The sequence below is a fragment of the Nocardiopsis sediminis genome (assembly GCF_042650565.1).
Taxonomy (GTDB): Bacteria; Actinomycetota; Actinomycetes; order Streptosporangiales; family Streptosporangiaceae; genus Nocardiopsis_B; species Nocardiopsis_B sediminis.
In genome coordinates, this window is record NZ_JBHSBH010000004.1 from 682,244 (window position 1) to 705,220 (window position 22,977).

The 22,977-nt window shown below is 73.3% G+C and carries 22 protein-coding genes; 11 read left to right on the forward strand and 11 right to left on the reverse strand.

Annotated features, from left to right (window positions below; translation table 11 throughout):
- Nucleotides 1-69 precede the first annotated feature (69 nt).
- Nucleotides 70-840 (reverse strand): DeoR/GlpR family DNA-binding transcription regulator, encoded by a 771-nt coding sequence (locus tag ACFOVU_RS07150; protein WP_378531213.1) that lies wholly within the window; start codon nucleotides 838-840, stop codon nucleotides 70-72.
- Between the two features lie 269 nt (nucleotides 841-1,109).
- Between ACFOVU_RS07150 and ACFOVU_RS07155 the strand changes: the two genes are divergently transcribed.
- Nucleotides 1,110-1,883 carry a glycerophosphodiester phosphodiesterase gene (locus tag ACFOVU_RS07155; protein ID WP_378531005.1) on the forward strand — a complete coding sequence of 258 codons (774 nt, stop codon included), beginning with the start codon at nucleotides 1,110-1,112 and terminating at the stop codon, nucleotides 1,881-1,883.
- Between the two features lie 207 nt (nucleotides 1,884-2,090).
- Complete coding sequence (locus ACFOVU_RS07160) at nucleotides 2,091-2,720, forward strand: TetR/AcrR family transcriptional regulator (RefSeq protein ID WP_378531007.1); 630 nt, start codon at nucleotides 2,091-2,093, stop codon at nucleotides 2,718-2,720.
- Nucleotides 2,721-2,762: 42 nt separating this feature from the next.
- Here the strand turns inward: ACFOVU_RS07160 and ACFOVU_RS07165 are convergent, their stop codons facing one another.
- Complete coding sequence (locus ACFOVU_RS07165; protein WP_378531009.1) at nucleotides 2,763-3,743, reverse strand: helix-turn-helix transcriptional regulator; 981 nt, start codon at nucleotides 3,741-3,743, stop codon at nucleotides 2,763-2,765.
- 107 nt (nucleotides 3,744-3,850) lie between these two features.
- Here ACFOVU_RS07165 and ACFOVU_RS07170 point away from each other — a divergent pair, with 107 nt between their 5' ends.
- The 4 genes from ACFOVU_RS07170 to ACFOVU_RS07185 all read left to right on the forward strand — a co-directional run bounded on the left by ACFOVU_RS07170 (nucleotide 3,851) and on the right by ACFOVU_RS07185 (nucleotide 7,681).
- Nucleotides 3,851-4,984 carry an epoxide hydrolase family protein gene (locus ACFOVU_RS07170; protein ID WP_378531011.1) on the forward strand — a complete coding sequence of 378 codons (1,134 nt, stop codon included), beginning with the start codon at nucleotides 3,851-3,853 and terminating at the stop codon, nucleotides 4,982-4,984.
- A 124-nt stretch (nucleotides 4,985-5,108) separates the two neighbouring features.
- Complete coding sequence (locus ACFOVU_RS07175) at nucleotides 5,109-5,723, forward strand: PadR family transcriptional regulator (RefSeq protein WP_378531013.1); 615 nt, start codon at nucleotides 5,109-5,111, stop codon at nucleotides 5,721-5,723.
- Between the two features lie 201 nt (nucleotides 5,724-5,924).
- Nucleotides 5,925-6,881 carry an ATP-binding cassette domain-containing protein gene (locus ACFOVU_RS07180; protein ID WP_378531015.1) on the forward strand — a complete coding sequence of 319 codons (957 nt, stop codon included), beginning with the start codon at nucleotides 5,925-5,927 and terminating at the stop codon, nucleotides 6,879-6,881.
- 47 nt (nucleotides 6,882-6,928) lie between these two features.
- Nucleotides 6,929-7,681, forward strand: a complete 753-nt coding sequence (locus tag ACFOVU_RS07185) for an ABC transporter permease (RefSeq protein WP_378531017.1) — start codon at nucleotides 6,929-6,931, stop codon at nucleotides 7,679-7,681.
- A 36-nt stretch (nucleotides 7,682-7,717) separates the two neighbouring features.
- Here ACFOVU_RS07185 and ACFOVU_RS07190 read toward each other — a convergent pair whose 3' ends face one another.
- Nucleotides 7,718-8,230, reverse strand: coding sequence for a CGNR zinc finger domain-containing protein (locus ACFOVU_RS07190; RefSeq protein ID WP_378531019.1), 513 nt, complete (start codon nucleotides 8,228-8,230; stop codon nucleotides 7,718-7,720).
- Between the two features lie 25 nt (nucleotides 8,231-8,255).
- Here ACFOVU_RS07190 and ACFOVU_RS07195 point away from each other — a divergent pair, with 25 nt between their 5' ends.
- Nucleotides 8,256-8,441 carry a hypothetical protein gene (locus tag ACFOVU_RS07195; RefSeq protein ID WP_378531021.1) on the forward strand — a complete coding sequence of 62 codons (186 nt, stop codon included), beginning with the start codon at nucleotides 8,256-8,258 and terminating at the stop codon, nucleotides 8,439-8,441.
- 488 nt (nucleotides 8,442-8,929) lie between these two features.
- The gene (locus ACFOVU_RS07200; protein WP_378531023.1) at nucleotides 8,930-9,877 is read left to right on the forward strand and encodes a hypothetical protein; all 948 of its coding nucleotides are present in this window, start codon (nucleotides 8,930-8,932) and stop codon (nucleotides 9,875-9,877) included.
- A 169-nt stretch (nucleotides 9,878-10,046) separates the two neighbouring features.
- On the opposite strand, the gene ACFOVU_RS07205 is transcribed toward ACFOVU_RS07200, so the two are convergent.
- The 3 genes from ACFOVU_RS07205 to ACFOVU_RS07215 are packed head-to-tail and all read right to left on the reverse strand — an operon-like array spanning nucleotide 10,047 to nucleotide 13,589.
- The gene (locus tag ACFOVU_RS07205; RefSeq protein WP_378531025.1) at nucleotides 10,047-11,450 is read right to left on the reverse strand and encodes a dihydrolipoamide acetyltransferase family protein; all 1,404 of its coding nucleotides are present in this window, start codon (nucleotides 11,448-11,450) and stop codon (nucleotides 10,047-10,049) included.
- Complete coding sequence (locus ACFOVU_RS07210) at nucleotides 11,447-12,490, reverse strand: alpha-ketoacid dehydrogenase subunit beta (RefSeq protein WP_378531026.1); 1,044 nt, start codon at nucleotides 12,488-12,490, stop codon at nucleotides 11,447-11,449. Before ACFOVU_RS07210 ends, ACFOVU_RS07205 begins: the two co-directional genes overlap by 4 nt.
- A gap of 1 nt (nucleotide 12,491) precedes the next feature.
- Nucleotides 12,492-13,589 (reverse strand): thiamine pyrophosphate-dependent enzyme, encoded by a 1,098-nt coding sequence (locus ACFOVU_RS07215; protein WP_378531028.1) that lies wholly within the window; start codon nucleotides 13,587-13,589, stop codon nucleotides 12,492-12,494.
- A 133-nt stretch (nucleotides 13,590-13,722) separates the two neighbouring features.
- On the opposite strand from ACFOVU_RS07215, the gene ACFOVU_RS07220 reads away from it, so the two are divergent.
- Complete coding sequence (locus tag ACFOVU_RS07220; protein ID WP_378531030.1) at nucleotides 13,723-14,172, forward strand: Lrp/AsnC family transcriptional regulator; 450 nt, start codon at nucleotides 13,723-13,725, stop codon at nucleotides 14,170-14,172.
- A 19-nt stretch (nucleotides 14,173-14,191) separates the two neighbouring features.
- Here the strand turns inward: ACFOVU_RS07220 and ACFOVU_RS07225 are convergent, their stop codons facing one another.
- From ACFOVU_RS07225 to ACFOVU_RS07235, 3 genes are read right to left on the reverse strand one after another with little or no spacing between them, the layout of a single operon-like run.
- Entirely contained in the window at nucleotides 14,192-15,727 is a 1,536-nt protein-coding gene (locus ACFOVU_RS07225) for a tripartite tricarboxylate transporter permease (RefSeq protein ID WP_378531032.1), read from the reverse strand.
- 3 nt (nucleotides 15,728-15,730) lie between these two features.
- Nucleotides 15,731-16,267 carry a tripartite tricarboxylate transporter TctB family protein gene (locus tag ACFOVU_RS07230; protein WP_378531034.1) on the reverse strand — a complete coding sequence of 179 codons (537 nt, stop codon included), beginning with the start codon at nucleotides 16,265-16,267 and terminating at the stop codon, nucleotides 15,731-15,733.
- A complete protein-coding gene (locus ACFOVU_RS07235) occupies nucleotides 16,264-17,253 on the reverse strand; it encodes a Bug family tripartite tricarboxylate transporter substrate binding protein (protein ID WP_378531036.1) in 990 nt (329 codons plus the stop codon). Before ACFOVU_RS07235 ends, ACFOVU_RS07230 begins: the two co-directional genes overlap by 4 nt.
- 333 nt (nucleotides 17,254-17,586) lie before the next feature.
- On the opposite strand from ACFOVU_RS07235, the gene ACFOVU_RS07240 reads away from it, so the two are divergent.
- Together ACFOVU_RS07240 and ACFOVU_RS07245 are read left to right on the forward strand one after the other, a co-directional pair.
- The gene (locus ACFOVU_RS07240) at nucleotides 17,587-19,224 is read left to right on the forward strand and encodes a sensor histidine kinase (protein WP_378531038.1); all 1,638 of its coding nucleotides are present in this window, start codon (nucleotides 17,587-17,589) and stop codon (nucleotides 19,222-19,224) included.
- Between the two features lie 5 nt (nucleotides 19,225-19,229).
- Entirely contained in the window at nucleotides 19,230-19,973 is a 744-nt protein-coding gene (locus tag ACFOVU_RS07245) for a response regulator (protein WP_378531040.1), read from the forward strand.
- 51 nt (nucleotides 19,974-20,024) lie between these two features.
- On the opposite strand, the gene ACFOVU_RS07250 is transcribed toward ACFOVU_RS07245, so the two are convergent.
- On the reverse strand, nucleotides 20,025-20,831 hold the full coding sequence (locus ACFOVU_RS07250) for an SAM-dependent methyltransferase (RefSeq protein ID WP_378531042.1): 807 nt from the start codon (nucleotides 20,829-20,831) through the stop codon (nucleotides 20,025-20,027).
- A 141-nt stretch (nucleotides 20,832-20,972) separates the two neighbouring features.
- On the reverse strand, nucleotides 20,973-22,977 hold a 2,005-nt coding region (locus ACFOVU_RS07255), incomplete at its 5' end, for an acyltransferase family protein (RefSeq protein ID WP_378531044.1).

The window sequence follows — 22,977 nt, forward strand, 5'->3', positions numbered from 1 at the left end:
CGACCGGAGAGTCCCGTACCGCGTCCGGCGGGCCGTCCCTTCGGGACGGCCCGCTTCCGTTCACTCGGGCTACTCGGGCGCCACCAGCTGGAGTCGCACGTCGGCCTCGCGGATCTCGTCGATCGCCGACTGCGGCAGCCGGTCGTCGCTGATGATCAGGTCGAACTCCTCCAGCCGCGCCACGCGGAACGTCCCGAACTTGCCGTACTTGGTGCTGTCGACCGTCAGCACGCTCTTCGAGGCGATCCGCAGCAGCTGCTGCTTCGCCACGACCTTGGCCTCCGACGGCGTGGTCGAGCCCCGCTCGACGTCCCACGAGCTGCTGGCGATGAACGCCAGGTCGACGTTGACCCGGCTCAGGAAGTCGGCGGTGAACTGGCCGACCGAGGAGTGGTCGGCGTGGGAGACGACGCCGCCGGTGTGGATCAGCTCGATGTTGGGGTACTCCATGAGGTGCCCGACCACGTTGAAGTCGTTGGTCACGACCGTGAGCCCGACCTTGTCGGTGAGCATGGGCACCATTTGCAGCGAGGTCGTGCCGGCGTCGAGGAAGATGGTGAAGTTCTCGCGCACCAGCTCCGCCGCGGCGCGCGTGATCGCCCGCTTGGCCGGCACCTCGAGCTGGGCCTTGGCCAGGTAGGACGGCTCGCTCTTCAGCCGCGCCGCGAGCCGCACGCCGCCGGTGACGGACAGGACCTTGCCATCGTTCTCCAGCGCCTGGATGTCCCGCCGCACCGTCATGTGCGAGACGGACAGCATCGACGTGAGCTCGTTGATACTCAGCACGTGCCGTTCCTGCAAGAGCTTGAGGATGTGCTCGCGACGCTGGTCGGGGATCATCATCCGCCTTCGGGAGTCGATGCGATGTGCGTGTTCACCACTGTTACAGACGCACGGCCTACCTTAGAAGTTTCCCAGGTCGCCGACATGTACCGTGGTGTGCGCCCGGGTGACGCCGCTCGCACCCGTGTGCGGGCGGGCCGCGTAGGGCGGGCCGATTCCGCCGTATTTTGCCGTAGTCCCCTACGGGCGGGAGCGCTCTTTGGCACTCTTGTCTCCTAGCAGCCACGGCAGGATCGTCGAATCCGCGGTGTAACGGAGACAGCCTCATGACGCTGGCGATCGCCCTGCGCGGCGAGACCACCCGGTACCGGGAGAACACGCTCCCCGCCATCCGCTCCGCCTATTCGGCGGGGGCCGACATGGTGGCGGTGGACCTGAAGACGACCGCCGACGGCCACGTCGTCCTGCTGCGCGACGACACCCTGGAGAGGCTATGGGGCTCGCCCCGGGCGGTCGCCGACCTCCGCCTCGCCGACCTCGCGGTGCTGGGCGCCGAGGTCGAGCACCGCATCCCCACCCTCATGGAGGTCCTGGCCGAATCCGCCGGCCGCCGGTCCTCGCTCATGTTCAACGTCACCTCCGCCGAGACCGCCCTGGCCGCCGACACCCAGGCCGGTGAGCACAACATGGCCGACCGCGTCATGTTCACCGGCTCGATCGACGCGCTGCGGGCCCTGCACGCGCGGCGTCCGTCCGCGGCCATCGCGCTGACGTGGGACCAGCCCACCCTGCCGCCCGGCGAGCTGTGGAAGGCGCTGATGCCCCGCTACTACAGCACCGACTACCGCTCGATCACCCGCGAACTGCTCACCGAGGTCCAGCGCCACGGCTACAAGGTCGCGGCATGGACGGTGAATGATTTTCCGGAAATGGTGCGCCTTGTCGGTATGGGGGTCGATGCGATCCTCACGGACAACATCCGCGACCTCGCGAGCCTGGCCGGTGAGCCCCGTGTGTCCCCCGCGCCGCGGTTTTCCCCCCAGGCCATCGACGCCCCGGAACGGGGCTACGACCTGCGTAGAAGCAGGCACGGCGGGTGAAATAGAGCTGAATTCATTTCAGACTGTGGGTCACACGGTTCACATGCGCCCCGGAAATCGTTGCCTTTTCATATACGGCGAACAAGATCCGCGATTTTCCCCGAATCGTCCGCGGAGCGGCGCTATCCTCGGAACCGATTCGCAGCCGATCCGCCGATAGCCGGCGCCCGGTCGCGCCACCACCGCGGCCGGAGGACCCCCTCTGAGATGATCATGACGGCCGACCTCTCCCCACACGATGCGCGCTCGCCCGACCGCACGCTCGCCGCAGCGGCGGAGATCTTCGCCCGGCACGGGATGCACGGGCCGCCCATGGCCGTGCTCGCACGGGAGATCACCGGCCGCACCGGCGGCGACATCATCGCCTTCCGCCGCGCCTACCCCACCCGCCTCGACCTCGTCTACGCGGTGGCGCTGCATGCGACCCGGATCCTGGTGGCCGCCCAGACCGCCGACCCCGGCGGCGCCGATCCCGCAGCCGCCCGGCTGGGCCGGCTCATCCGGCGCCACGTCGCCCACTGCTGGGAGCACCGCACCGCCGAGGAGCTGCGGCGCACCCTGCAACCCACGCTGCGCGCGATCAACCCCGCCCGCCACCGCGAGCTGTCCACCCTGCGCCGCGACTACCGCGCGTTCATCCGCGACCTCATCGGCGACGGCGCCGCCGAGGGCGACTTCCGGGTGGCCGACCCCGCTGCGGCGTCCGGCGCCGTGCTCGACACCCTCGACTCCACCTTCACCTGGTACGACGGCGACGGCGGCATGTCCGTGACCGAGCTCGGCGACGTCTGCGTCGACCTGATCGTCCACCACCAGCTCGGCGCCGAACGCCGGTGACCCGGCCGGTGGTCCGGCCAGCACTGGTGACCCGCCGATCGCCTAGCCGGCGCCGGAGGATCCGGCCCCCGTGGCCGCGCCGAGCGCGCGGGTGCCTAGGTCGTGCAGGTAGGCGCGGAGCTCGGGCGGCTCGTGCACCGTGAAGTCGCAGCCGAGCCGGAGCAGCCGCCCCGCCAGCCACTCGACCGTGTCGGCGCGGCCGCGCAGCCGGCAGCTGTGCGCGTCGATGGGCTCGACCTCGCCCTCCGCGGCGCCCAGCCGGTGCGCCACCTGGTCGGCGGGCAGCCGCACGGTCGCCACGACCTCGTAGGTGGGCGCCATCGAGTTCAGCATGCCCGTGACGAAGGCGGCGGGGTCGCCTCCGGGGATCTCGCGCTGCACGAACCGCGCGCCGGTCGGGTGCGGGTCGGCGATCCGGTCGGCGCGGAACAGGCGCCAGTCGCCGCGGTCGTCGTCGTGGGCCAGCAGGTACCAGCGGTGCGCGGCCGCCACCAGCCGGTAGGGCTCGACCAGGCGGCGGGACGGCGTCGCATCGGCCCGCCGGTAGGCGAACCGCAGGCGCTCGCGGTTGACGACGGCGCCCGCGATCGCCGTCAGGTGGTGCGGGTCCACCCCCGGTGCGAAGCCGAGCGGCATCGTCGCCGTGGCCGCGGCGAGCACGCCGACGCGGCGGCGCAGCCGGGCGGGCAGCACCTGCTCCAACTTGGCCAGCGCCCGCACGGACGCCTCGTCGGCGCCCTCGACCGGGGACTGGGCCGCGGTGCGCAGGCCCACGGCGATCGCCACGGCCTCGTCGTCGTCCAGCAGCAGCGGGGGCATGGCCGCGCCCGCGACGAGCCGGTAGCCGCCGGCCGCCCCCTTCGTCGCCTCGACCGGATAGCCCAGCTCGCGCAGCCGGTCGATGTCGCGGCGGATCGTCCGGGGGGTGACCTCCAGGCGCTCGGCCAGCTCGCTGCCGGGCCAGTCACGCGGGGTCTGGAGCAGGGACAGGAGCGCGAACAGCCGCGCGGACGTGTCATGCATGCCCCTATGGTGCACCGGGATATGGGACGGATGCCGACCTAGATCGCTCCTACGGTTGCGTCATCGCCGGGAAGACCCGGCGCACCGACCACGGAGGAACGACGACGATGGCCACCGAGATCCGCCCATTCAGCATCGACATCGCCCAGGCGGCCCTGGACGACCTCGGCGACCGCCTGGCCCGCGCCGCCTGGCCCCGGCAGCTGCCCGGCGAGGGGTGGAGCCGCGGCGTCCCGGTCGCCTACCTCAAGGACCTGGCCGCCTACTGGCGCAGCGGGTACGACTGGCGCCGCCACGAGAAGCGGCTGAACACCTTCCCGCAGTTCCGGACCGAGATCGACGGCCAGGACATCCACTTCCTGCACGTGCGCTCGGCCGAGCCGGGCGCGCTGCCGCTGCTGCTCACCCACGGCTGGCCGAACTCCTTCGTGGAGTTCGCCGACGTCATCGGCCCGCTCACCGACCCCGCCGCGCACGGCGGCGACCCGTCGCAGGCGTTCCACGTGGTCGTGCCCTCGGTGCCCGGGTTCGGGTTCTCCGCGCCGCCGCTCGCGACCGGCTGGGACGCCGCCCGCGTGGCACGCGTCTGGGCGGAGCTGATGCGCCGCCTCGGCTACGACCGCTACGGCACCCACGGCGGGGACTTCGGCGCCTACGTCGCACCGGAGGTGGCGAACGCCGCGCCGGGCCGCGTGGCGGGCGTCCACATCACCGGCGGCATCGGCTTCCCGGCGGAGGAGGACCTTCCGTCGCTGACCGACGCCGAGCGCGCGGACTGGGCGAAGGTGATGGAGCTGGACTGGATGAACGGGGTCGACCACCACGCGCTGTTGCGGGCGGCGGCGCAGACCTTCGCCTACGGCTGGCAGGACTCCCCGGTCGCCGCCCTGGCCTGGATGGTGCAGAAGTTCAAGGAGTTCACCCCGATCGACGCCACACCGGAGCAGGTGATCGACCGCGACCTGTTCCTGACCAACCTCAGCGTGTACTGGTTCACCGGGACGTTCGGGTCCTCGTCCTGGCCCATGTACGACAGCACGGGCTTCGGCTGGCCGGCGGGGTCGGCGGCGGCGCCGACCGGCGTCTACAGCGGCCCGCCGGGGGTCCGGCGCCTGGCCGAGCGCCACACCACCGTCCTGCACTGGCCGGACACCACCCCCGGCGACCACCACTTCGTGGCCATGGCCCACCCCGGCGACCTCGCCCGCGACCTCCGCGCGTTCTTCGCGAAGGTCCGCTGACGGCGCCCGCGGACACGGCCGCCCCCGCACGCGCCGCCGCGCGCGGGCCGGGGCCTCCCGGACCCGGGTTTTGCGGGCCGCCGTAGGCTCCAGGGGAGACGGCGAGTGGAGGGTCGAGGAGCGGATGTCGGCGACGCGGTTGCTGGTGCTGGGCGTGGTGCGGACGCTGGGCCGGGCGCACGGCTATCAGGTGCGGCGGGAGCTGATCGCCTGGGGCGCGGAGGAGTGGGCCAACGTCAAGCCCGGGTCGATCTACCACGCTCTGCGCCAGCTCCTCAAGAGCGGCATGGTGCGCACCGCGGGGGTCGAGGAGAGCGCCGAGGGCCCCGAGCGCACCCTGTTCGAACTCACCGAGGACGGCACGACCGAGTTCGTCCGGCTGCTCAGCAAGGCGCTGTCGGTGGCCGACGTCAAGCCGGAGTTCTTCAGCGCGGGCGTCACGTTCATGACCGCGCTGCCGCGCGACATGGTGATCACCCTGCTGCGGCGGCGCCTGGCGCACCAGGAGGGGACCCAGCACCTGCTGAAGTCGGCGTATGACGGCGTCATCGCCGGCAAGCCGCCGCACGTGTGGGAGCTGCTGGAGTGGTGGAACGTCCAGCAGGATGCGACGGTGGCGTTCACCCGCGGCATGATCCGGCGCCTGGAGGAGGGCGCCTACGAGATGTCGGGCGAGATCGAGACGCCCTTCGGGCTGGGACCCCGGCCGGTCGCCCTGCCGGCACTGGACCAGGACTGACCGGCGCCGGGCCGCCCCCCGGCGCCCCTGAGCGGGCAGCACTGGTCGGCACCGGGCGGCCAGGTCCGGTGGCGCCGGCGCACCGTCCCGCCCTGGCCACGGCCGGTTCTCCTGGATCGCCCCTCTAGGTAATCAATTTTGACTAGTGTCCAGTGCTGATGCATTCTTGCCGGGTAATCAAACTTGACTACTGGGGTTGATGTGATCCACACCCGAGAACTCACCCGCCACTTCCGCGTCAAAGGGGCGACCGTCGAGGCGGTCCGCGGCATCGACCTCGACGTCGCAAAGGGCGAGCTGGTCGCCTTCCTCGGGCCCAATGGGGCCGGCAAGTCCACGAGCCTGCGCATGCTCACCACGTTGCTGCTGCCCACATCGGGCAGCGCGACGGTCGCCGGATGCGACATCGTGGCCGACCCCGCGGGGGTACGCCGGCGGATCGGCTTCGTCGGCCAGGGCAACGGCGCCGGCTTCGATCAGCGCGTCCGCGACGAGCTGGTCGGGCAAGGCCGCTGCTACGGGCTCACCAGGGCCGAGGCGCGCTCCCGCGCCGACGAGCTCATCGAGATCCTGGAACTGGGCGGGGCGGCCGACCGCGAGACCCGCCGGCTCTCCGGCGGGCAGAAGCGCCGCCTGGACATCGCAATGGGCCTGATCCACCGCCCCGAACTGCTCTTCCTGGACGAGCCCTCCACCGGGCTGGACCCGCACAGCCGCGCCAACCTCTGGGAGCACGTGCTGCGGCTGCGCGAGGAGCACGGCACCACGATCGTCCTGACCACCCACTACCTGGACGAGGCCGACTCCACGGCCGAGCGCGTGGTCGTGATCGACGACGGGACCATCATCGCCGACGGCACGCCCGACGAGCTGAAGGGCAAGGTGTCCGGCGACCTGGTCGCCTTCACCGCCGCGACCCCCGAGGCCGCGCGCCTGGGCGCGCAGGCGGCCGGGCGCATCGCCGCCTCCGGGTCGGTCGAGGTCGACGGCTCCGGCGTGCGGCTGCGGGTGCGCCACGGCGACGCCGTCCTGCCCGAGCTGCTGCGCGCCCTGGACACCGCCGGCGTCGACCTGCTCACCGTCCAGGTCCAGCGGCCCACCCTCGACGACGTCTTCCTCACCCTCACCGGCCGCAGCCTGCGCGAGAGCGCGCAGTGACCGAAGAGACGGCTCCGGCGCGCCCCCGCACCCCCATGGAAGGACCGATGAACACCCTCCGCGACACCTGGATCATCTACGTCCGGCAGATGCGCCCCACCATGTACAACCCAACCGTCGTCCTGTTCGGCATGCTCCAGCCCGTGCTGTACCTGGCGCTGTTCGCCCCGCTGCTGTCGGGGATGCCCGGCGCCATGGGGGAGTCCCCCTGGGAGTGGTTCGTGCCGGGCGTGCTCGCCATGCTCGGCATCTTCACCACCGCCTTCGCCGGGTTCGGGCTGCTGCCCGAGATCCGGTCGGGGTCCTATGAGCGGCTGCTCGCCACCCCTGTCAGCCGCACCGCGCTGCTGGCTGGCCGCGTTCTGCGCGACATCACCGTGCTGCTGGGGCAGGCGCTGATCATCATGGTGGTCATGGTGCCGTTGGGCCTGCGCCCCTCGCCCGTGGGGCTCGTCCTGGGCCTGGTGCTGCTGGCCGTCCTGGGCCTGGGCCTGGGCACCCTGTCCTACCTGGGCGCCATGGCGCTGAAGCTGGAGTACGCCTTCGCGACCCTCGTGCAGACCATCACCATGCCGCTCATCCTGCTCTCGGGTGTGATGCTGCCCATGGACCTGGCGCCCACCTGGCTCTACGCCCTCTCCCGGGCCAACCCGGTCAGCCACGTCGTCGACGCCGAGCGGGCGCTGTTCGCCGGCGACTTCACCGACCCCTCGGTCGCCATCGGCGCCGCGGTGGCGGTGGTCCTCGCCGCGGTGGCGCTGGCCCTGGGCATCCGCGCCATGCGCCGCCTCAGCGTCTGAAACCGGCCGCGCGCCCGGGCGCCCGTGCCCGCGGGGTCAGCGGGCACGGGCGCGGTGTGCGGCGACGTTCACGCGGTTCGCGCAGGTCACCGAGCAGAAGCGGCGCCGCCCGTTGCGCGAGGTGTCGATGTAGGCCAGGCCGCAGCCCTCGCGGTCGCATCTGCCCAGCCGCCCGCCGCCGGCGCCGCAGATCGCCACCGCCAGCCCGCCGGCCGTGGTCCCGCGCAGGCGCTCTGCGGTGGCGAGGGCCTGGCTGACGTAGTGCAGGTGGGGCGCCGAGCCGCCGTGCGTGGAGATCTGCACCTGGGTGGCGGCGTCGGCGAGGAGCCGGTTGACCGTCTCCATCTGGGTGGCCAGGTCGGCGCCGAAGACCGGGCGCAGCCGCTCGATCCACGGGCTCAGCCGCCGCGCCTGAGCGTCGTCGATGTCGGGATCGGTGATCTCGTGCGCGCGCAGGATCGGGGCGAGGGTCTCCGGGCGGTGGTCGGGGGCGTTGACGAGGGCCGCGGAGACGAACGCGCCGGTCCCGCCGTAAGTGTTGAAGTGCACAAGGCCATTACACCAAGGTGGGGTCATGGCTGTCAGCAACTGCGCTTCCTGCGGCGGTCCCAGGGACGCGATGCAGGTCGAGTCGTCGCACTACACCTCCGAGGGCATCGTGCGCTATCTGCTCTGCCCCTGCGGGGAGCGCCGGGTGGAGACGGCCCGGTTCGGCGCCGTGGTGGGCGTGGACGGAACTCCGTGGAGCACCGCCAACTGACGGGATGGATTCCCGGTGAGCGCAAGGGTGCCGTGGTGTGATGCATGCCCCACTTTGACCGGACCCTTGCATCGGGATCGCCTTGCACACAGGTGGTCCGGGATGCACGCGGGGTGATGGTGTCCGCCCTGGCCTGCGGCTTTACCGTTTAACCTCTCCCATTTTACTTTTGCGTGGGTTAGGTTCTCCCTTGATCGGTTCGTGATCCCGCGGTAAACCGCTGGTCAACGCCGATGCCGAGCCCCGGGCGCCACGCCATGGGGAGATCAAGGCCCCCACATGAATGCGGGGCCGGGCCGCGCTCAGCGCCTGCCCATCTGCGGCCACCGTCCCCATCGATGGCCATCCGCACGTCTGGCGATCCAGCCACACGGCGATCCCCAACGGCACATCCGGCTCTTCCGGCCGCCCTGAACCGCCATGCCCGGACTTCACGCAGCCATGTCGCCGGTCCGCTCGGCCCCGTTCCCGACCTGGGTATCCAATTCATGTCTTCTTCTGACACCCCGATCCAGTACGGCCACGTCAAGTCCTCCTACTTCTGGGACGACGGCTCCGGCATCAACGGTGACACCGGCGCTCCCGCAAGCGGCGAGCCCATGCAGAAGGGCCTGTTCGCCAGCCCCAGCTGGCCGCTGGGCACCGAGGGCTACGTCGAGTACAACGGCCAGCGCGCCGACTTCTTCATCGGCGACCGCGGGCCCGGCGACCCCGCCGAGGGCTGCAACGTCCTGCTCGACCTCGACGGCCAGACCTTCGCCGAGCTCACCGGCCAGAGCTGGGACGACACCTCGCTCACGGTCTCCGGTGGCGAGGGCCACATCGACCTCGAGTACTACATCACCAAGTGGGGCGACGGCCCCGGTACCCCGGGCGCCCCGCAGCCGATGAGCGGCAGCCAGGAGTGCACCGACGCGGTCTCTCCGCTGCCCGAGGACACCTCCGCCGACGAGCAGACGGCCGCCGACACCCAGGCCGCCGACGCGCAGGCCGAGGAGGAGCAGGCCGCCGCGGAGGAGAAGTCCGCCGAGGAGTCGCAGCAGGCCGAGGACGAGGCCGCCGAAGCCGAAGAGGAGCAGGCCGCCGAGGACTCCGAGCAGGAGGACGACGAGGCGACCGCCGCTGCCGCCCCGCAGGGCGACGACGGCTCCCAGACGGGCGTCGAGGCCGAGACCGCGGCCAACGACCTGTCCGGTCTCTCGCTGGCCGGCGCCGAGCTGCCCATCGCGGCAGGCGCGCTGACCCTGGCCGTCCTGCCGGCGCTGGCCGTGGCGCTGTTCTTCGCCAAGGTCCGCCCCGCGCTGGACTACGCCAAGGGCTCCGACGAGGACGGCCGGCACCGCGCCGCGTCCGTGTTCACCGCCGAGGGCATCCGCCGCGTGGCCGGAAGCGTGCGTGAGCGCGTGACCCGCCTGCGCGACGAGTACATGCGCTAAGGCACCCCCGGAGGCGGTCCCCGCACCGCCCCGCCCGGCGCCGGAGGGCGCGTCCGTTGATCGGACGGTCCTCCGGCGCCGCCCTTTTCCCGTTCCCGGCCGGGCCGTTGCCGCCAGGGCCGGCCGCGGCGCGCCGCAGCGGCGCGCCCCGGCGGACCCGTCAGGTCCGTCAGAGGTCGCCCAGCGCGATGCCCGGCCGCTCCACGCAGTCGGCGACGAACCGCAGGAAGCCGCCCGCCTCCTCGCCGTCGCACACCCGGTGGTCGAACGCCAGCGTCAGCTCCACGACCGGGCGCACCGCGACCCGGTCCTCGACCACCCACGGCCGCTTCACGATCCGGCCGATCCCCACGATCGCGGCCTCGGGGTGGTTGATGATCGCCGCCGAGCCGTCGACCCCGAACACCCCGTAGTTGTTCACCGTGAAGGTGCCGCCGGTGAGATCGCGGGGCGACAGCGCGCCCCCGCGTGCCCGCTCGGCGGCCCCATCCAGCTCCGCGGACAGCTCGCGGGTCGTCAGCGCGTGCGCCCCGTGCAGCACCGGCACCACCAGCCCCTGCGGTGTCTGCGCCGCGAACCCCAGGTTCACGTGCGAGAACCGCACCAGCTCGGCCCGCTCAGGGTCGACCCGGGAGTTCAGCGACGGGTACCGCCGCAGACCCAGTAGGCAGAACCGGGCGACCAGCGCGAGAATTCCCACCGGACGGCCGGGATCGGCTGCGTTCAGCGTCGCGCGCAGGTCGAGCAGGCCCGAGGCGTCGGCGTCGACCCACACGGTGGCCTCGGGGATCTCCCGGCGCGACCGGGTCAGCCGCTCGGCCGCGGTGCGGCGCGCGCCGCGCAGCGGGATGCGCTCGCCGCCGTCGGGCATTCCACCGCCGTCCAGCGATTCCGCGGGCACCACGGCGGCCGGGGCCGGATCGCGGCCCGCCGCGAGCGCCGCCTCGACGTCGCGGCGCAGCACCAGCCCGCCCCCGCCGCTGCCCGCCAGCGCCGTGACGTCGACCCCGTGCTCGCGCGCCAGGCGGCGCACCAGCGGCGAGACCACCGGTGTCCGGAGTTCCTGCGCGGGCGGTGCGGACGGGGCCGCGGACGCCGTTGTCCGCGGCCCCTCCGCTGTGCGGGCGCGCCGCCGCCGGCCCTGACGGCCGTGCGCGTCCCGGCCGGTGCCGTATCCGACGAGGACGGCACCGGAGCCCTGGAGATCCCCCTGCGAAGCGGAGCCGCCGCGGTCCGCCCCGGCCCCCTCGGCCCCGGGGGCGGGGCGGGCGGCGGGCACCACCGTCCCGGGTTCGGCGGAACCGGCCGCGGATTCGGCGGGGGAGGTGTCGATGCTGATCAGGGGAGCCCCCACGGCCACGCTGTCGCCCGGCGCGCCGTGCAGGGCGGCGACCGTCCCGGCGAACGGGCAGGGCACCTCCACCGCCGCCTTCGCGGTCTCGACCTCGGCCACGGGCTGGTCGACCGCCACGGTGTCGCCCACGGCCACCAGCCAGGTCAGGATCTCGGCCTCGGTGAGCCCTTCGCCCAGGTCGGGTAGGAGGAAGCCGCGCACCGCGCCGCCGCCGCTCATGCCCGCGCCCCGGAGCCGCGCGCGGGGGCGGCGACCCCCGGCGGGACGGTGTCGGGCACCCAGCCCGCCTCCCACTGGAGCCGGTCGACCGCGCCGAGGATGCGGTCGACCCCCGGCAGGTGGTGGTGCTCCAGCTTGGGCGGCGGATAGGGGATGTCCAGGCCGCCCACGCGCAGCACCGGGGCCTCCAGGTAGTGGAAGCACTGCTCGGTGACGCGCGCCGCGACCTCCGCGCCGTACCCGCCGAACGTGGCGGCCTCGTGCACCACGACCGCCCGCCCGGTGCGGCGCACAGACGCGCACACCGTGGCGTCGTCGAACGGCGACAGCGACCGCAGGTCCACCACCTCCAGCGACCGGCCCTCCTCGTGTGCGGCGCCGGCGGCCTCCAGCGCGGTCTCGACCATGGGGCCGTAGGCGATGAGGGTCGCATCGGAGCCCTCGCGCCGCACCACCGCGCGGTCCATGGGCGCGGTCCGGGCGGGCAGGTCCAGTTCGGCCCGGCTCCAGTAGCGGCGCTTGGGCTCCAGGAACACCACCGGGTCGGGCGAGGCGATCGCCTCGCGCAGCATCGAGTAGGCGTCGGCCGGCGTGCCCGGGGTGACCACGGTCAGCCCGGGGGTGTGGGTGTAGTACGCCTCGGAGGAGTCGCCGTGGTGCTCGACCGCCCCGATGCCGCCGCCGTAGGGGATGCGGATGACCAGCGGCAGGCCGACCCGGCCCCGGGTGCGGTTGCGCATCTTCGCCACGTGCGAGACGACCTGCTCGAACGCCGGCAGGGCGAAGGCGTCGAACTGGAGCTCCACCACCGGGCGCAGCCCGTTCATCGCCATGCCCACGGCCGTGCCCACGATCCCCGATTCCGCGAGCGGGGAGTCGAAGCACCGGTCCTCGCCGAACTCCGCGGTGAGGCCGTCGGTGACCCGGAAGACCCCGCCCAGCGGGCCCACGTCCTCGCCGTAGACCACGACGGCGGGGTCCTCGGCGAGCGCGTCGCGCAGGGCCCGGTTGAGCGCCTGCGCCGTGGAGACCTCGGCCATGTCACCCCTCCCGGATCTCGTCGATCAGTGTGCGGCGTTCCTGCTTGAGCAGTTCGGTGGGTTCGGCGTAGACGTGCGCGAACAGCTCCGCGGGGTCGAGCCGGTCGTCCCCGGCCAGGCCGTCGCGTACCGCCGCGGCCAGGCGCTCGGCGTCGGCGCCGACGGCCGCCATCGCGGGGTCGTCCACGACGCCCTCGGCGCGCAGCAGCGCTTCGAGCCGGGCGATGGGGTCGCGCCGCCGCCAGGCGGCCACCTCGGCGTCGTCGCGGTAGCGCTGCGGGGCGTCGGAGTTGGTGTGCGGGTCCAGCCGGTAGGTCTGCGCCTCGATGATCGCCGGCCCGCCGCCCGCGCGGGCCTCGGCGAGGGCGTGGGCGACCACGGCGTGGACGGCGGCGGCGTCGTTGCCGTCGACGTGGTGGCCGCGCATCCCGTACCCGACCGCCTTGTGCGCCAAGGTCGGGGCGGCGCTCTGCCGGTGGACCGGCACGCTGATGGCCCACTGGTTGTTCTGGATGAGGAAGACCACGGGCGCGTTCCACACGGCGGCGAAGTTGTAGGCCTCGTGCGCGTCGCCCTCGCTGGTGGCGCCGTCGCCCATCAGCACCAGCGCGGCGGTGTCCTCGCCCCGGCGCCGTGCCGCGTAGGTGAGGCCGACGGCGTGGGAGGCGTTGGTCGCCAGCGGGGTGCACTGCGGCGCGCACCGGTGGCGGTGGGGGTCGTAGCCGTGGTGCCAGCTGCCGCGCAGGAGGGTGAGGACGCCCAGCGGGTCGACGCCGCGCGTGACCAGCGCGACGCAGTCGCGGTAGGTGGGGAAGAGCCAGTCGCCCTCGGAAAGGGCGAGGACGCCGCCGACCTGGCACGCCTCCTGGCCGTGGGAGGAGGGGTAGACCGCGAGGCGCCCTTGGCGGGCCAGCGCGCTCGCCTGGCGGTCGAAGCGCCGCCCGATGACCATCGCCCGCAGCAGCGCCAGGAGGGTGTCGTGGCCCGGCGGGGTGTGGCCGGGGTCGGGCACGCGGGCGCCGCCGGGGTCGACGAGGCGGATGGGTTCCAGGGTGGGAAGTGCGGGAACCGGTCGGGGCCGGCCATCACTGCGCTTCATGTCTTGAATATGAGGTGGATCACCCCATAGTGTCCATAAGATCCGCGGGACCGTGGACGAATGGCCGGCATCCGCGGTCCGGGCGGCCGAATGCCCGACCGGCCCAGTGTCCGTCCGGTGTGAGGTGAGACACGTGGCCGTTGATCTCGATGACGTGGACCGGCGCATCATCGAGCTGCTGCGCGCCGACGGCCGGATGTCGATCCGCGCGGTCGCCGAGCGGGCGCACGTCTCGCGCGCCAACGCCTATGCGCGGCTGGACCGGCTGCGCTCGCAGGGGGTGATCCGCGGGTTCACCGCGGTCATCGACCCCGAGAAGTTCGGCACCGGCCTGGCCGCCTACGTGTCGGTGCGCATCCTCCAGCACTCCTGGGAGAGGTTCCGCGACCACCTGCGCGACATCCCCGAGATCGACCACGCGGCCCTGGTCTCCGGCGACGTCGACCTGCTCCTGCTGGTGCGCGTTGCCGACGCCGCCGACCTGCGTACCTTCGTCCTCGAACGCCTCCAGCGCATCCCCGAGGTCCGTAGCACCCAGACCATGTTCATCCTGGACGAGCCCCGCCTGGGCCGGGGCGACTGACCCCGGCCCAGGCGCGCCGTCAGGACACCCCATCGTGCTCGCGGGCGGGCTCCGGCGACGGCTCGGGACGGCCGCGCAGCGCCCGCAGCGCGATCCGGGCCACCGGCCAGAGCAGGAACAGCGCGACGGCGGTGTAGATCGCGATGCTCAGCGGTGAGGTGACCAGCCCGGCGAGGTCGCCGTTGCTGAGCTGGAGGGCACGGCGCAGCTGGAGCTCGGCCATCGGCCCCAGGATCACCCCGATGATCAGCGGGATGATCGGCAGGCCGAACCTGCGGGTCGCGAACCCCAGCAGGCCCAGGATCAGCAGCAGCACCAGGTCCAGCGCCGAGGAGCCGACCGCGTACATGCCGATGCTGGCGAAGAACAGGATCCCGGCGTAGAGGTAGGGGCGCGGGATGCGCAGCAGCCGCGCCCACACCCCCGCCAGCGGCAGGTTCAGCGCCAGCAGCATCGCGTTGCCGATGAACAGGCTCGCGATCAGCCCCCACACGAGGTCGGGCTCGCGCTCGAACAGCAGCGGGCCGGGTTGCAGGCCGTACTGCTGGAAGGCGGAGAGCATGACCGCCGACACCGCCGTGGTGGGCAGGCCGAGCGTGAGCATCGGCACGAGCACCCCGGCCGCCGAGGAGTTGTTGGTCGCCTCGGGGCCGGCGACGCCCTCGATGGCCCCCTTGCCGAACTCGGCCCGGTTCTTCGACAGCCGCCGCTCCAGCATGTAGGAGAGGAACGTGGGCAGCTCCGACCCGCCGGCGGGCAGCGCGCCGAACGGGAACCCGAGGAAGCTGCCGCGCAGCCACGGCTTCCACGAGCGCTTCCAGTCGTCGCGGCCCATCCAGACCCGGCCGATCGGGATCACCTCGGGCGGCGTGCGGCGCAGGCGCGAAGCCACCCACAGCGCCTCGCCGACCGCGAAGATGCCCACCGCGACGACGACCACGTCGATGCCGTCGGCCAGCTGCGGGATGCCGAAACCCAGCCGCGACTGCCCCGTGGTGGGGTCCATACCGATCAGCCCGATGCTCAGCCCGATGCCGAGGGAGGCGAACCCGCGCACGCGCGAGGCCCCCATGACCGAGCAGGCGGCGACGAACGCCAGCAGCATCACCGCGAAGTAGTCGTCGGCGCCGAAGGTCAGCGCAAGGGAGACCATCACGGGCGCGAAGAACACGAGCATCAGCGTGCCGATGGTCCCGGCGATGAAGGAGCCGATCGCCGCCGTGGCCAGGGCCTGCGCCGCGCGGCCCTTCTTGGCCATGCGGTTGCCCTCGACCGCGGTGATCACCGACGCGGCCTCGCCGGGCGTGTTGATCAGGATCGACGTCGTCGATCCGCCGTACATGCCGCCGTAGTAGATGCCGGCGAACATGATGAAGGCGCCGATCGGGTCCAGCTCGAAGGTGAGCGGCAGCAGGAGCGCCACCGCCATCGCCGGGCCGATGCCGGGCAGGACCCCGATGGCCGTGCCCAGCGCCACCCCGATCAGGGCGTACAGCAGGTTGATGGGGGTGAGCGCGGTGCCGAACCCATCGAGGAGGCTGGTGATGGTGTCCACTGGCTAGAGCACCCCCGTGAACGGCCCGGCGGGCAGCCACACGCCCAGCGCGCTGAACAGCAGGAAGCTGCCCACGGACATGGCCACGGCGATGAGCGGGTCGCGGACCCAGTGGCGGCTGCCCAGCGCGAACGCCGACCCCCAGAACAGCACCGCGCCGGAGATGATCCAGCCGGCGGTGTCGATGAGGGCGGCGTTGGCCAGGAACGCGCCGATCAGCAGGGCGACGGTGCGCCAGTCGGTGCGCGCCGACGGGTCGACGTCCTCGCCGGTGTCGGCGCTCCCGCGGCCCCCGCGCAGCACGTCGACGGTGAGCAGCGTGGCGACGACCAGCAGCAGGACGCCCACCGCGATCGGCACCGCCGCCGGGCCGACGGGCCCGCGCTGGGCGGGCCCGGCGTCCAGGCCGGCGGCGTCGACGAGGACGAGCGCCGCCAGCGCGTACAGGAAGGCGCACACGCCCAGCTCGGCCTTGCCCCGATGCCAGGGGGCGGCGGGCTCCGCCTGAGCGGGGGCGCCGGGCGCGGTCTCCGCGCTCACGTGAGGCCCAGTTCGGTCAGGATGCCGTCGACCCGGTCGGTCTCCTCGGAGAGGAAGGAGCCGAAGTCGTCGCCGGTGATGTAGGCGTCGGTCCAGCCGTTGGTGGTCAGGACGTCCTGCCACTCCTCGCTGCCGTGCAGCTCGTCGACGAGGTCGCGCAGCGCCTGCTCGTCGTCGGGGTTGAGGCCGGGCGGTGCGACCAGGCCGCGCCAGTTCGTGAAGTCGACCTCCAGCCCCTCCTCCTGGAGGGTGGGCGCGTCCAGCCCCTCCACCGGGTCGGCGCTGGTGACGGCGAGGACCCGCAGGTCGCCGGCCTCGATCTGGTCGGCGTACTCGGCCGCGCCGGAGACCCCGAAGTCGATCTGGCCGCCCAGGACGGCCGCCAGCAGCTCGCCGCCGCCGTCGTAGGCGACGTAGTTGACGTCGGAGGGGGTGATGCCGGCGGCCTCGGCCGTGAGCATCGGCGCGAGGTGGTCGGGGCCGCCGGGCGAGGAGCCGCCGCCGACCGTGACGCCCCCCGGGTCGTCCTTCCACGCCGCGAGGAGGTCGCCGAAGTCCTCGTACTCGGAGTCGGCGGAGACCACGATGACGTCGGGCTCCTCGGTGAGCCGCGCGATGGGGGTGGCGTCGCCGAGGGTCACGTCGGTCTCGTTGGTGAAGGAGGCGCCGACCACGCCCAGCCCCATGCTCATCAGCAGCTCGCCGTTGCCCTCCTCGCTGACGAGCCGGGCCAGGCCGACCGTCCCGCCCGCGCCGGGGAGGTTGAACACCTCGACGTTGCGAGCGGCGCCGGCGTCCTCCATGGCCGCTGCGGCGGTGCGGGCGGTGACGTCGTAGCCGCCGCCGGGCGCGTTGGGGACCATGATGCGCAGGCCGGAGAAGGGGGCGTCGCCGCCGCCGGCCTGGGCGCCGCACGCCGTGACCGAGGCCAGGGCCAGTGCGGTGACGATCGCGGGCAGTGTCGCCGGGGAAAACCTCTTCGCCATGGTGATTCGTCCTGACTGTGCTCCGTGCCGATGGCACGGGATCCGGTGGGCCGACGGTGCCCCCTCCCCGTTGGGGAGGGAGGTGGGAGGGGGCACACCCCGGGCCGGAAGGGATGGATCCGGTCCCCGGGCGGCGGCCCACCGGACGAGGTGGGATACGGAGCCGATACTGAAGATCACTGTGGTCCATGTCACTATTGCGAAGTTAAAAATGATTTCGGTCGTTGTGTACATAACGAGATGGTTGACAATCGGGGGAGAACGCTCGTCATGGACGCGCCCGTGTGTGATGGTTCGTGGCAAACCCCCGCGCACGTTTCCGGGTGAGGTGTCATGGCAGGTCAGAGGCGGCGGTGGTCGCTCGCGGGTCAGTTCCTGGTGTTCCAGCTCGGCATCATGGTCTGCGTGCTGGCCGCGGTGGCCGCCATCCCGGTCGCCCAGAGCCACGGCCGCTTCGAGGAGGTCGAAGGCCGCCGGTTCCAGGCCATCGCCGAGCAGGTCGGCGCGCTGCCCACGGTCCGCCTCGGACTCGCGCAGATGCTCGCCTCACCCCTGGCCGGCACCGTGCAGACCACCCGCGACATCACGGGCCTGAGCGACATCGCCATCACCGACGAGCACGGCGTCATCCTCGCCTCGGCCGACTCCGGCGACATCGGCCGGCGCCTCGACATGGGCGAGAGCACCGCGCTCACCGGCCGGTCCTGGATCGGGGCCCCGCCCCCGCATCCGTGGGAGCCCAACGGCGAATCCACCCTGGTGGCGCACGCACCGGTCTTCGACGACAGCGGGCACCAGGTCGGCGTGGTCTCCGTGGGCGACGGGCGCCCCGGCTGGTGGGAGCTGGTCAACAGCGCGGCGCCCTACCTGCTGATCTACCTGGGCGTCGCCGGCGGGCTGGGCGCGCTCGGGTCGCTGATCCTCGCCGCCCGGATCAAGCGCCAGACGCTGGGAATGGAGCCGCGCCAGATCGCGGCGACGGTGGAGCAGCGCGAGGCCATGCTCCACGGCGTCAAGGAGGGCGTGCTCGGCCTCGACCTGGACGACCGCATCACCCTCGCCAACGACCAGGCCGTCGCCCTGCTCGGGCTGCCGCCGGACTGCGTGGGCCGCCCGCTCGCCGGCCTCGGCCTGGACGCCGACCTCCACGGCGTCCTCGCCGGGGGCGGCGAGGGCGCGGAGCAGGTCGTCCTGCTCGCCGACCGCGTCCTCACGCTGAACCGGATGCCCATGACGTCCCGCGGCGAGCGCATCGGCTCGGTCACCACGCTGCGCGACCGCACCGAGCTGGTCGAGCTGCGGCGCGAGCTCGACGTCACCCGGCACACCACCGACGCCCTCCGCGCCCAGGCGCACGAGTTCTCCAACCGCATGCACACGATCGCCGGGCTCGTCGTGCTGGGGCACTACGATGAGGTCGAGCAGTTCGTCAACCGCACGGCGCGCGCACACGAGCGGCTGACGACCGACATCACCGAGCACGTGCGCGACCCGTCGCTGGCCGCCCTGCTGATCGCCAAGGCGTCCATGGCGTCGGAACGCGGGGTGCGGCTGGAGATCGCGCCCACCAGCGACCTCCCCGAGGTCGACCCCGACCTCTCCGCCGACCTCGTCACCGTGACCGGCAACCTCATCGACAACGCGTTCGACGCACTGCGCCCCGAGGGCGGCGGCACCGTCCGCGTCGAGGTGAACCGCGAGGGCGGCGGCGCGCGGGTCACCGTGGGCGACACCGGCCCCGGCGTCGCCGACGGACTCGGCGACGCCATCTTCCGCCAAGGGGTCACGACCAAGGACGCGGCCGACGGCGACCCGCGCGGCCTGGGACTGGCGATCATCCGGCTGATCTGCCGGCGGCGCGGCGGGTCGGTCTCGGTCCGCAGCGACGGAGGGGCGCTGTTCACCGCCCGGCTGCCGTCGGCGGTGGCAGGGACCGCGGCGGCGGGCACGGCGGCCGCGAGGGAGGGGTGACGGGGATGGGTGACATCCGGGTGCTGGTCGTCGACGACGACTTCATGGTGGCCAGGATCAACCGCGAACTGGTCGAGCGGTTCGCCGACTTCGCCGTGGTCGGCGAGGCCCACAACGGCGCGAGCGCCGTGCGCATGGCCGAGGAGCTGCGGCCCGATCTGGTGCTCCTCGACATCTACCTGCCCGACATCAGCGGGCTGGAGGTGCTGCGGCGGCTGCGCGCGCTGCCCGGCCCGCCGGTCGACGCCATCGTGGTCAGCGCCGCCCGCGACGTCGGCACGATCCGCACCGCCATGCGCGGCGGGGTCGTCGACTACCTGATCAAACCCTTCACCCACGAGGCGCTGTGGGAGCGCCTGGACCGCTACCGCCAGCTCGACCGGCGGCTGTCCGCCACCCCCGAGATCGGGCAGGCGGAGCTCGACCGCGTGTTCATCGGCGCCCCGGGCGGGCACACGCCCCCGCCGGCCATGCCCAAGGGGCTCACCGCCGCCACCCGCGACATCGTGCGCGGCGCGCTGCGCGACGCGCGCGGCGAGCTGTCCGCCGCCGAGTGCGGGCGGCTGGTGGGGCTGTCGCGCGTGAGCGCGCGCCGCTACCTGGAGCACCTGGTCGACGCCGGCGAGGCCGAGGTGCGGTCGCGCTACGGCGTGGCCGGCCGGCCGGAGCGGCGCTACCGGTGGGCGGGGCCCGGTTCGGCGGGGCCGCCCGTTCAGGCGGGCTCCGTGTCACGGGACCGGCACCACTAGGCGCCGACCCGCCGCCGCGCACGCGCGGGCCGGGCGTCGCCGAACGGGGCCTCAGGGCTTGCGGCCGACCGCGGCGACGATGAGGTCGCTGCCGGACGGCACCTGGTCCCGCGACTCGCCGGGGTACCAGGCGGCAGCGGGCACCAGGCCCGGCGGCAGGATCTCGAAACCGTCGAGGAAGCGCAGGATCTCGTCGCGGGACCGGTCGCTGACCGGGGAGGTCGCGCTCGCGTAGACCTCGCGGGAGCCCTTGGTGGCCTCGGGGCGGTCGGGGTCGGACAGGCCGTGGGAGAAGATCAGCCGGCTGCCGGGCGCCATGGCGTCGCGCAGCTGCGCGACGAGCGCGTGCGGGTCCTCGGAGTCGGGCACGAAGTGCAGGATCGCGGCGAGCAGCACGGCCACCGGCTCGTCGAGGTCGATGAGGGCGCCCACCACCGGGTGGTCCAGGATCTCCCGCGGCCGGCGCAGGTCGGCCTCGATGATGCGGACGGACGGCGTGGTGGCCAGCAGCGCCTCACCGTGGGCGACCACCACGGGGTCGTAGTCGACATAGACCACGCGGGAGCCGGGCGCCGCCTCCAGCGCGACCTCGTGCACGTTGTCGCGCGTGGGCAGGCCGGTGCCCAGGTCGATGAACTGCCGGATCCCGGCCTCGGCGGCGTCGCGCACCGCCCGGCCCAGGAAGTCGCGGTTGCCGCGCACCGTGGCGGGCAGCTCGGGGACCATCGCGACGACCTTGCGCGCCGCCTCGCGGTCGACGGCGAAGTTGTCCTTGCCGCCGAGGTAGTAGTCGTACATGCGCGCGACGTTGGGGATGGAGGTGTCGACGCCCTCCGGCGCGGGGCCCTGGCCGTCCACGGTGCCGTCTCCTTCTGCGATCCGGTGCGCCGCACGGTGGTCGGTGCCGCTGCCGGGTCACATGGAATCAGCTTCCGGGCACCGTGTGCAATTCGCCAAGAGGGTGGGCGCCCGGCCGAAACGATGCGCGCCCGGCCCGGCTCACCAGCCGGTGGCGGCGCGCACCTGCGCGTTGAGCAGCGGGGCCAGAGTGCGGGAGAACGTGGCGGTGAGGTGGTTGTCGTCCGACATCACCAGCACGTTGCCGACCACGACCGGACAGCGGCCGCCGGGGCACAGGTACCCGGTCATGTCGACGAAGCCGACGTTGCCGGGCACGCCCTCCAGGGACCGCACCGGCGACTCGGGCGCCATCGAGTAGGACGCCCGCTCCACGCATTCGTCGGGCCCGTGGCGATCCACGCATTCGGGCGCATCGAAGCTCAGCCGCGGGGTGTCGCGTATCGCCACGACGTCGATCCCCATGCCGTCGAGCTCGCGCCAGCGCTCCACCGAGCCGTCCGGCACCTCCTCGGGGACGCCGGCGCCGGTGGTGGTGGAGGTGGTGAAGACCGCATCGGGGCGCCGTTCGGCCAGTTCCGCCATGACGTTGTCGTTCCACACCTCGCAGCCGGTGTAGGGGGCGCCGGCCAGGTACTGCACCGCCGCGCCGAACCGGCAGCTGTTCTTGGTCATGACGATGAGCCGCCACCCGTTGGTCTCGGCGATGGCCTGCATCGCCGGGAACCACTGGCCGACGTGGGAGTTGCCCACCAGCGCGATGCTGTGCTCGGCCGAGGCGGGGCCGAAGGCGCACACGGTGACGCCGCTGCCCTCGATCTCGCTGTTGCAGCCGTTCACGTGGGTCAGCCACATGTCCCGCGGATCGGACAGGGCGGGGTAGACGGGGAGGTCGGGCAGGGTATCGGCCAGCCGGGGGTCGGTGACCACCTGCGCCCCGGGGTACAGGCGGGCGTCCGAGGCCACCCGGTCGCCGGCCTCCTGCCGGTGGTCGAGGCCGCTCAGCCAGCACCCCGCGGCCACGAGGGCCGGGGTCAGGAACACCGCCCCGACCGCGAGCGCGGCCGCGGGGGTAGGGCGCGCGGGGGCCAGCCGCAGCGCCCCGCCCTCGGCCAGGCGCGCGGTCGCCCACGCCAGGACGGCGGCCGCGCCGAGGACCCCCAGCCCGCCGAGGGGGCTCGCCGAGGCGGTCCGCTCGGTCATCTCCAGGTGGAAGATGAGCAGCGGCCAGTGCCACAGGTAGAGCGGGTAGGCGAGGTCGCCCACGCGGCCCAGCGGGCGCCACGACAGCAGGCGGTCGGGCCCCCACGGCAGGCCGGTCGTCCCCGCGAGGATCACCAGGACGGCCGCGCCCGTCGGCCACAGCGCCACATAGCCGGGGAACGCGGCGGAACCGCCGACCAGCACCCCGCAGCCCGCCAGCGCCGCGAGCCCCGCCCAGCCCATCGCCGCGCGCACGCCGGCGGGCAGGAACGGGCGGCGCGGCAGGAGCGCGACGAGGCCGCCCAGCGCCGGCTCCCACACGCGGGCGCCGCTGTCGAAGTACGCCCACTCCGGCTCGGCCGCCGTCAGGGACACCGAGTACCACAGCGACCCGGCGAACACCGCGGCCAGGACGCCCGCCAGCACCGGGCGCAGGGGGACCCCGCTGCGCCGCGCCGCCCACGCGGCTGCGCCCACCAGCAGCGGCCACACCAGGTAGAACTGGCCCTGCACCGCCAGCGACCAGAAGTGCTGGACGGCGCTCGCACCGTCCCGGGCCAGGTAGTCCACGGAGTGCGCGGCCAGCCGCCAGTTCTGGTAGTAGAGCGCCGAGGCGACGATCTCGGCGATCGTGCCGCGCCACTCGGGCCGCGGCAGCACCAGCCACGACCCGGCCAGCACCGCCGCCAGCACCGCGCCGGCGGCGGGGGAGAGGCGGCGGATCATCCGCGTCACGAACGCGACCGGGCGGAGCCGCCCGTCGCGTTCGACCGACCGGAGCAGCGACCCGGTGATCAGGAAGCCGGTGAGGAGCAGGAAGACGTCGACTCCGCCCGAGACCCGGCCGAACCAGATGTGGTAGGCGGCCACGAGCAGCACGGCGACGGCCCGCAACCCCTGGATTTCGGGCCGGTGGTGGGGGGACGGGACGGCGGGGGCCGCG

Excerpts from the sequence above, each read along its gene's own strand:
- ACFOVU_RS07160 (WP_378531007.1), top strand. The coding sequence starts at position 2,091 with ATGATCATGACGGCCGACCTCTCCCCACACGATGCGCGCTCGCCCGAC.
- ACFOVU_RS07155 (WP_378531005.1), top strand. The coding sequence starts at position 1,110 with ATGACGCTGGCGATCGCCCTGCGCGGCGAGACCACCCGGTACCGGGAG.
- ACFOVU_RS07205 (WP_378531025.1), bottom strand. The coding sequence starts at position 11,450 with ATGAGCGGCGGCGGCGCGGTGCGCGGCTTCCTCCTACCCGACCTGGGC.
- ACFOVU_RS07240 (WP_378531038.1), top strand. The coding sequence starts at position 17,587 with ATGGCAGGTCAGAGGCGGCGGTGGTCGCTCGCGGGTCAGTTCCTGGTG.
- ACFOVU_RS07235 (WP_378531036.1), bottom strand. The coding sequence starts at position 17,253 with ATGGCGAAGAGGTTTTCCCCGGCGACACTGCCCGCGATCGTCACCGCA.
- ACFOVU_RS07215 (WP_378531028.1), bottom strand. The coding sequence starts at position 13,589 with ATGAAGCGCAGTGATGGCCGGCCCCGACCGGTTCCCGCACTTCCCACC.
- ACFOVU_RS07200 (WP_378531023.1), top strand. The coding sequence starts at position 8,930 with ATGTCTTCTTCTGACACCCCGATCCAGTACGGCCACGTCAAGTCCTCC.
- ACFOVU_RS07245 (WP_378531040.1), top strand. The coding sequence starts at position 19,230 with ATGGGTGACATCCGGGTGCTGGTCGTCGACGACGACTTCATGGTGGCC.
- ACFOVU_RS07210 (WP_378531026.1), bottom strand. The coding sequence starts at position 12,490 with ATGGCCGAGGTCTCCACGGCGCAGGCGCTCAACCGGGCCCTGCGCGAC.
- ACFOVU_RS07175 (WP_378531013.1), top strand. The coding sequence starts at position 5,109 with ATGTCGGCGACGCGGTTGCTGGTGCTGGGCGTGGTGCGGACGCTGGGC.
- ACFOVU_RS07195 (WP_378531021.1), top strand. The coding sequence starts at position 8,256 with ATGGCTGTCAGCAACTGCGCTTCCTGCGGCGGTCCCAGGGACGCGATG.
- ACFOVU_RS07170 (WP_378531011.1), top strand. The coding sequence starts at position 3,851 with ATGGCCACCGAGATCCGCCCATTCAGCATCGACATCGCCCAGGCGGCC.
- ACFOVU_RS07165 (WP_378531009.1), bottom strand. The coding sequence starts at position 3,743 with ATGCATGACACGTCCGCGCGGCTGTTCGCGCTCCTGTCCCTGCTCCAG.
- ACFOVU_RS07185 (WP_378531017.1), top strand. The coding sequence starts at position 6,929 with ATGAACACCCTCCGCGACACCTGGATCATCTACGTCCGGCAGATGCGC.
- ACFOVU_RS07150 (WP_378531213.1), bottom strand. The coding sequence starts at position 840 with ATGATCCCCGACCAGCGTCGCGAGCACATCCTCAAGCTCTTGCAGGAA.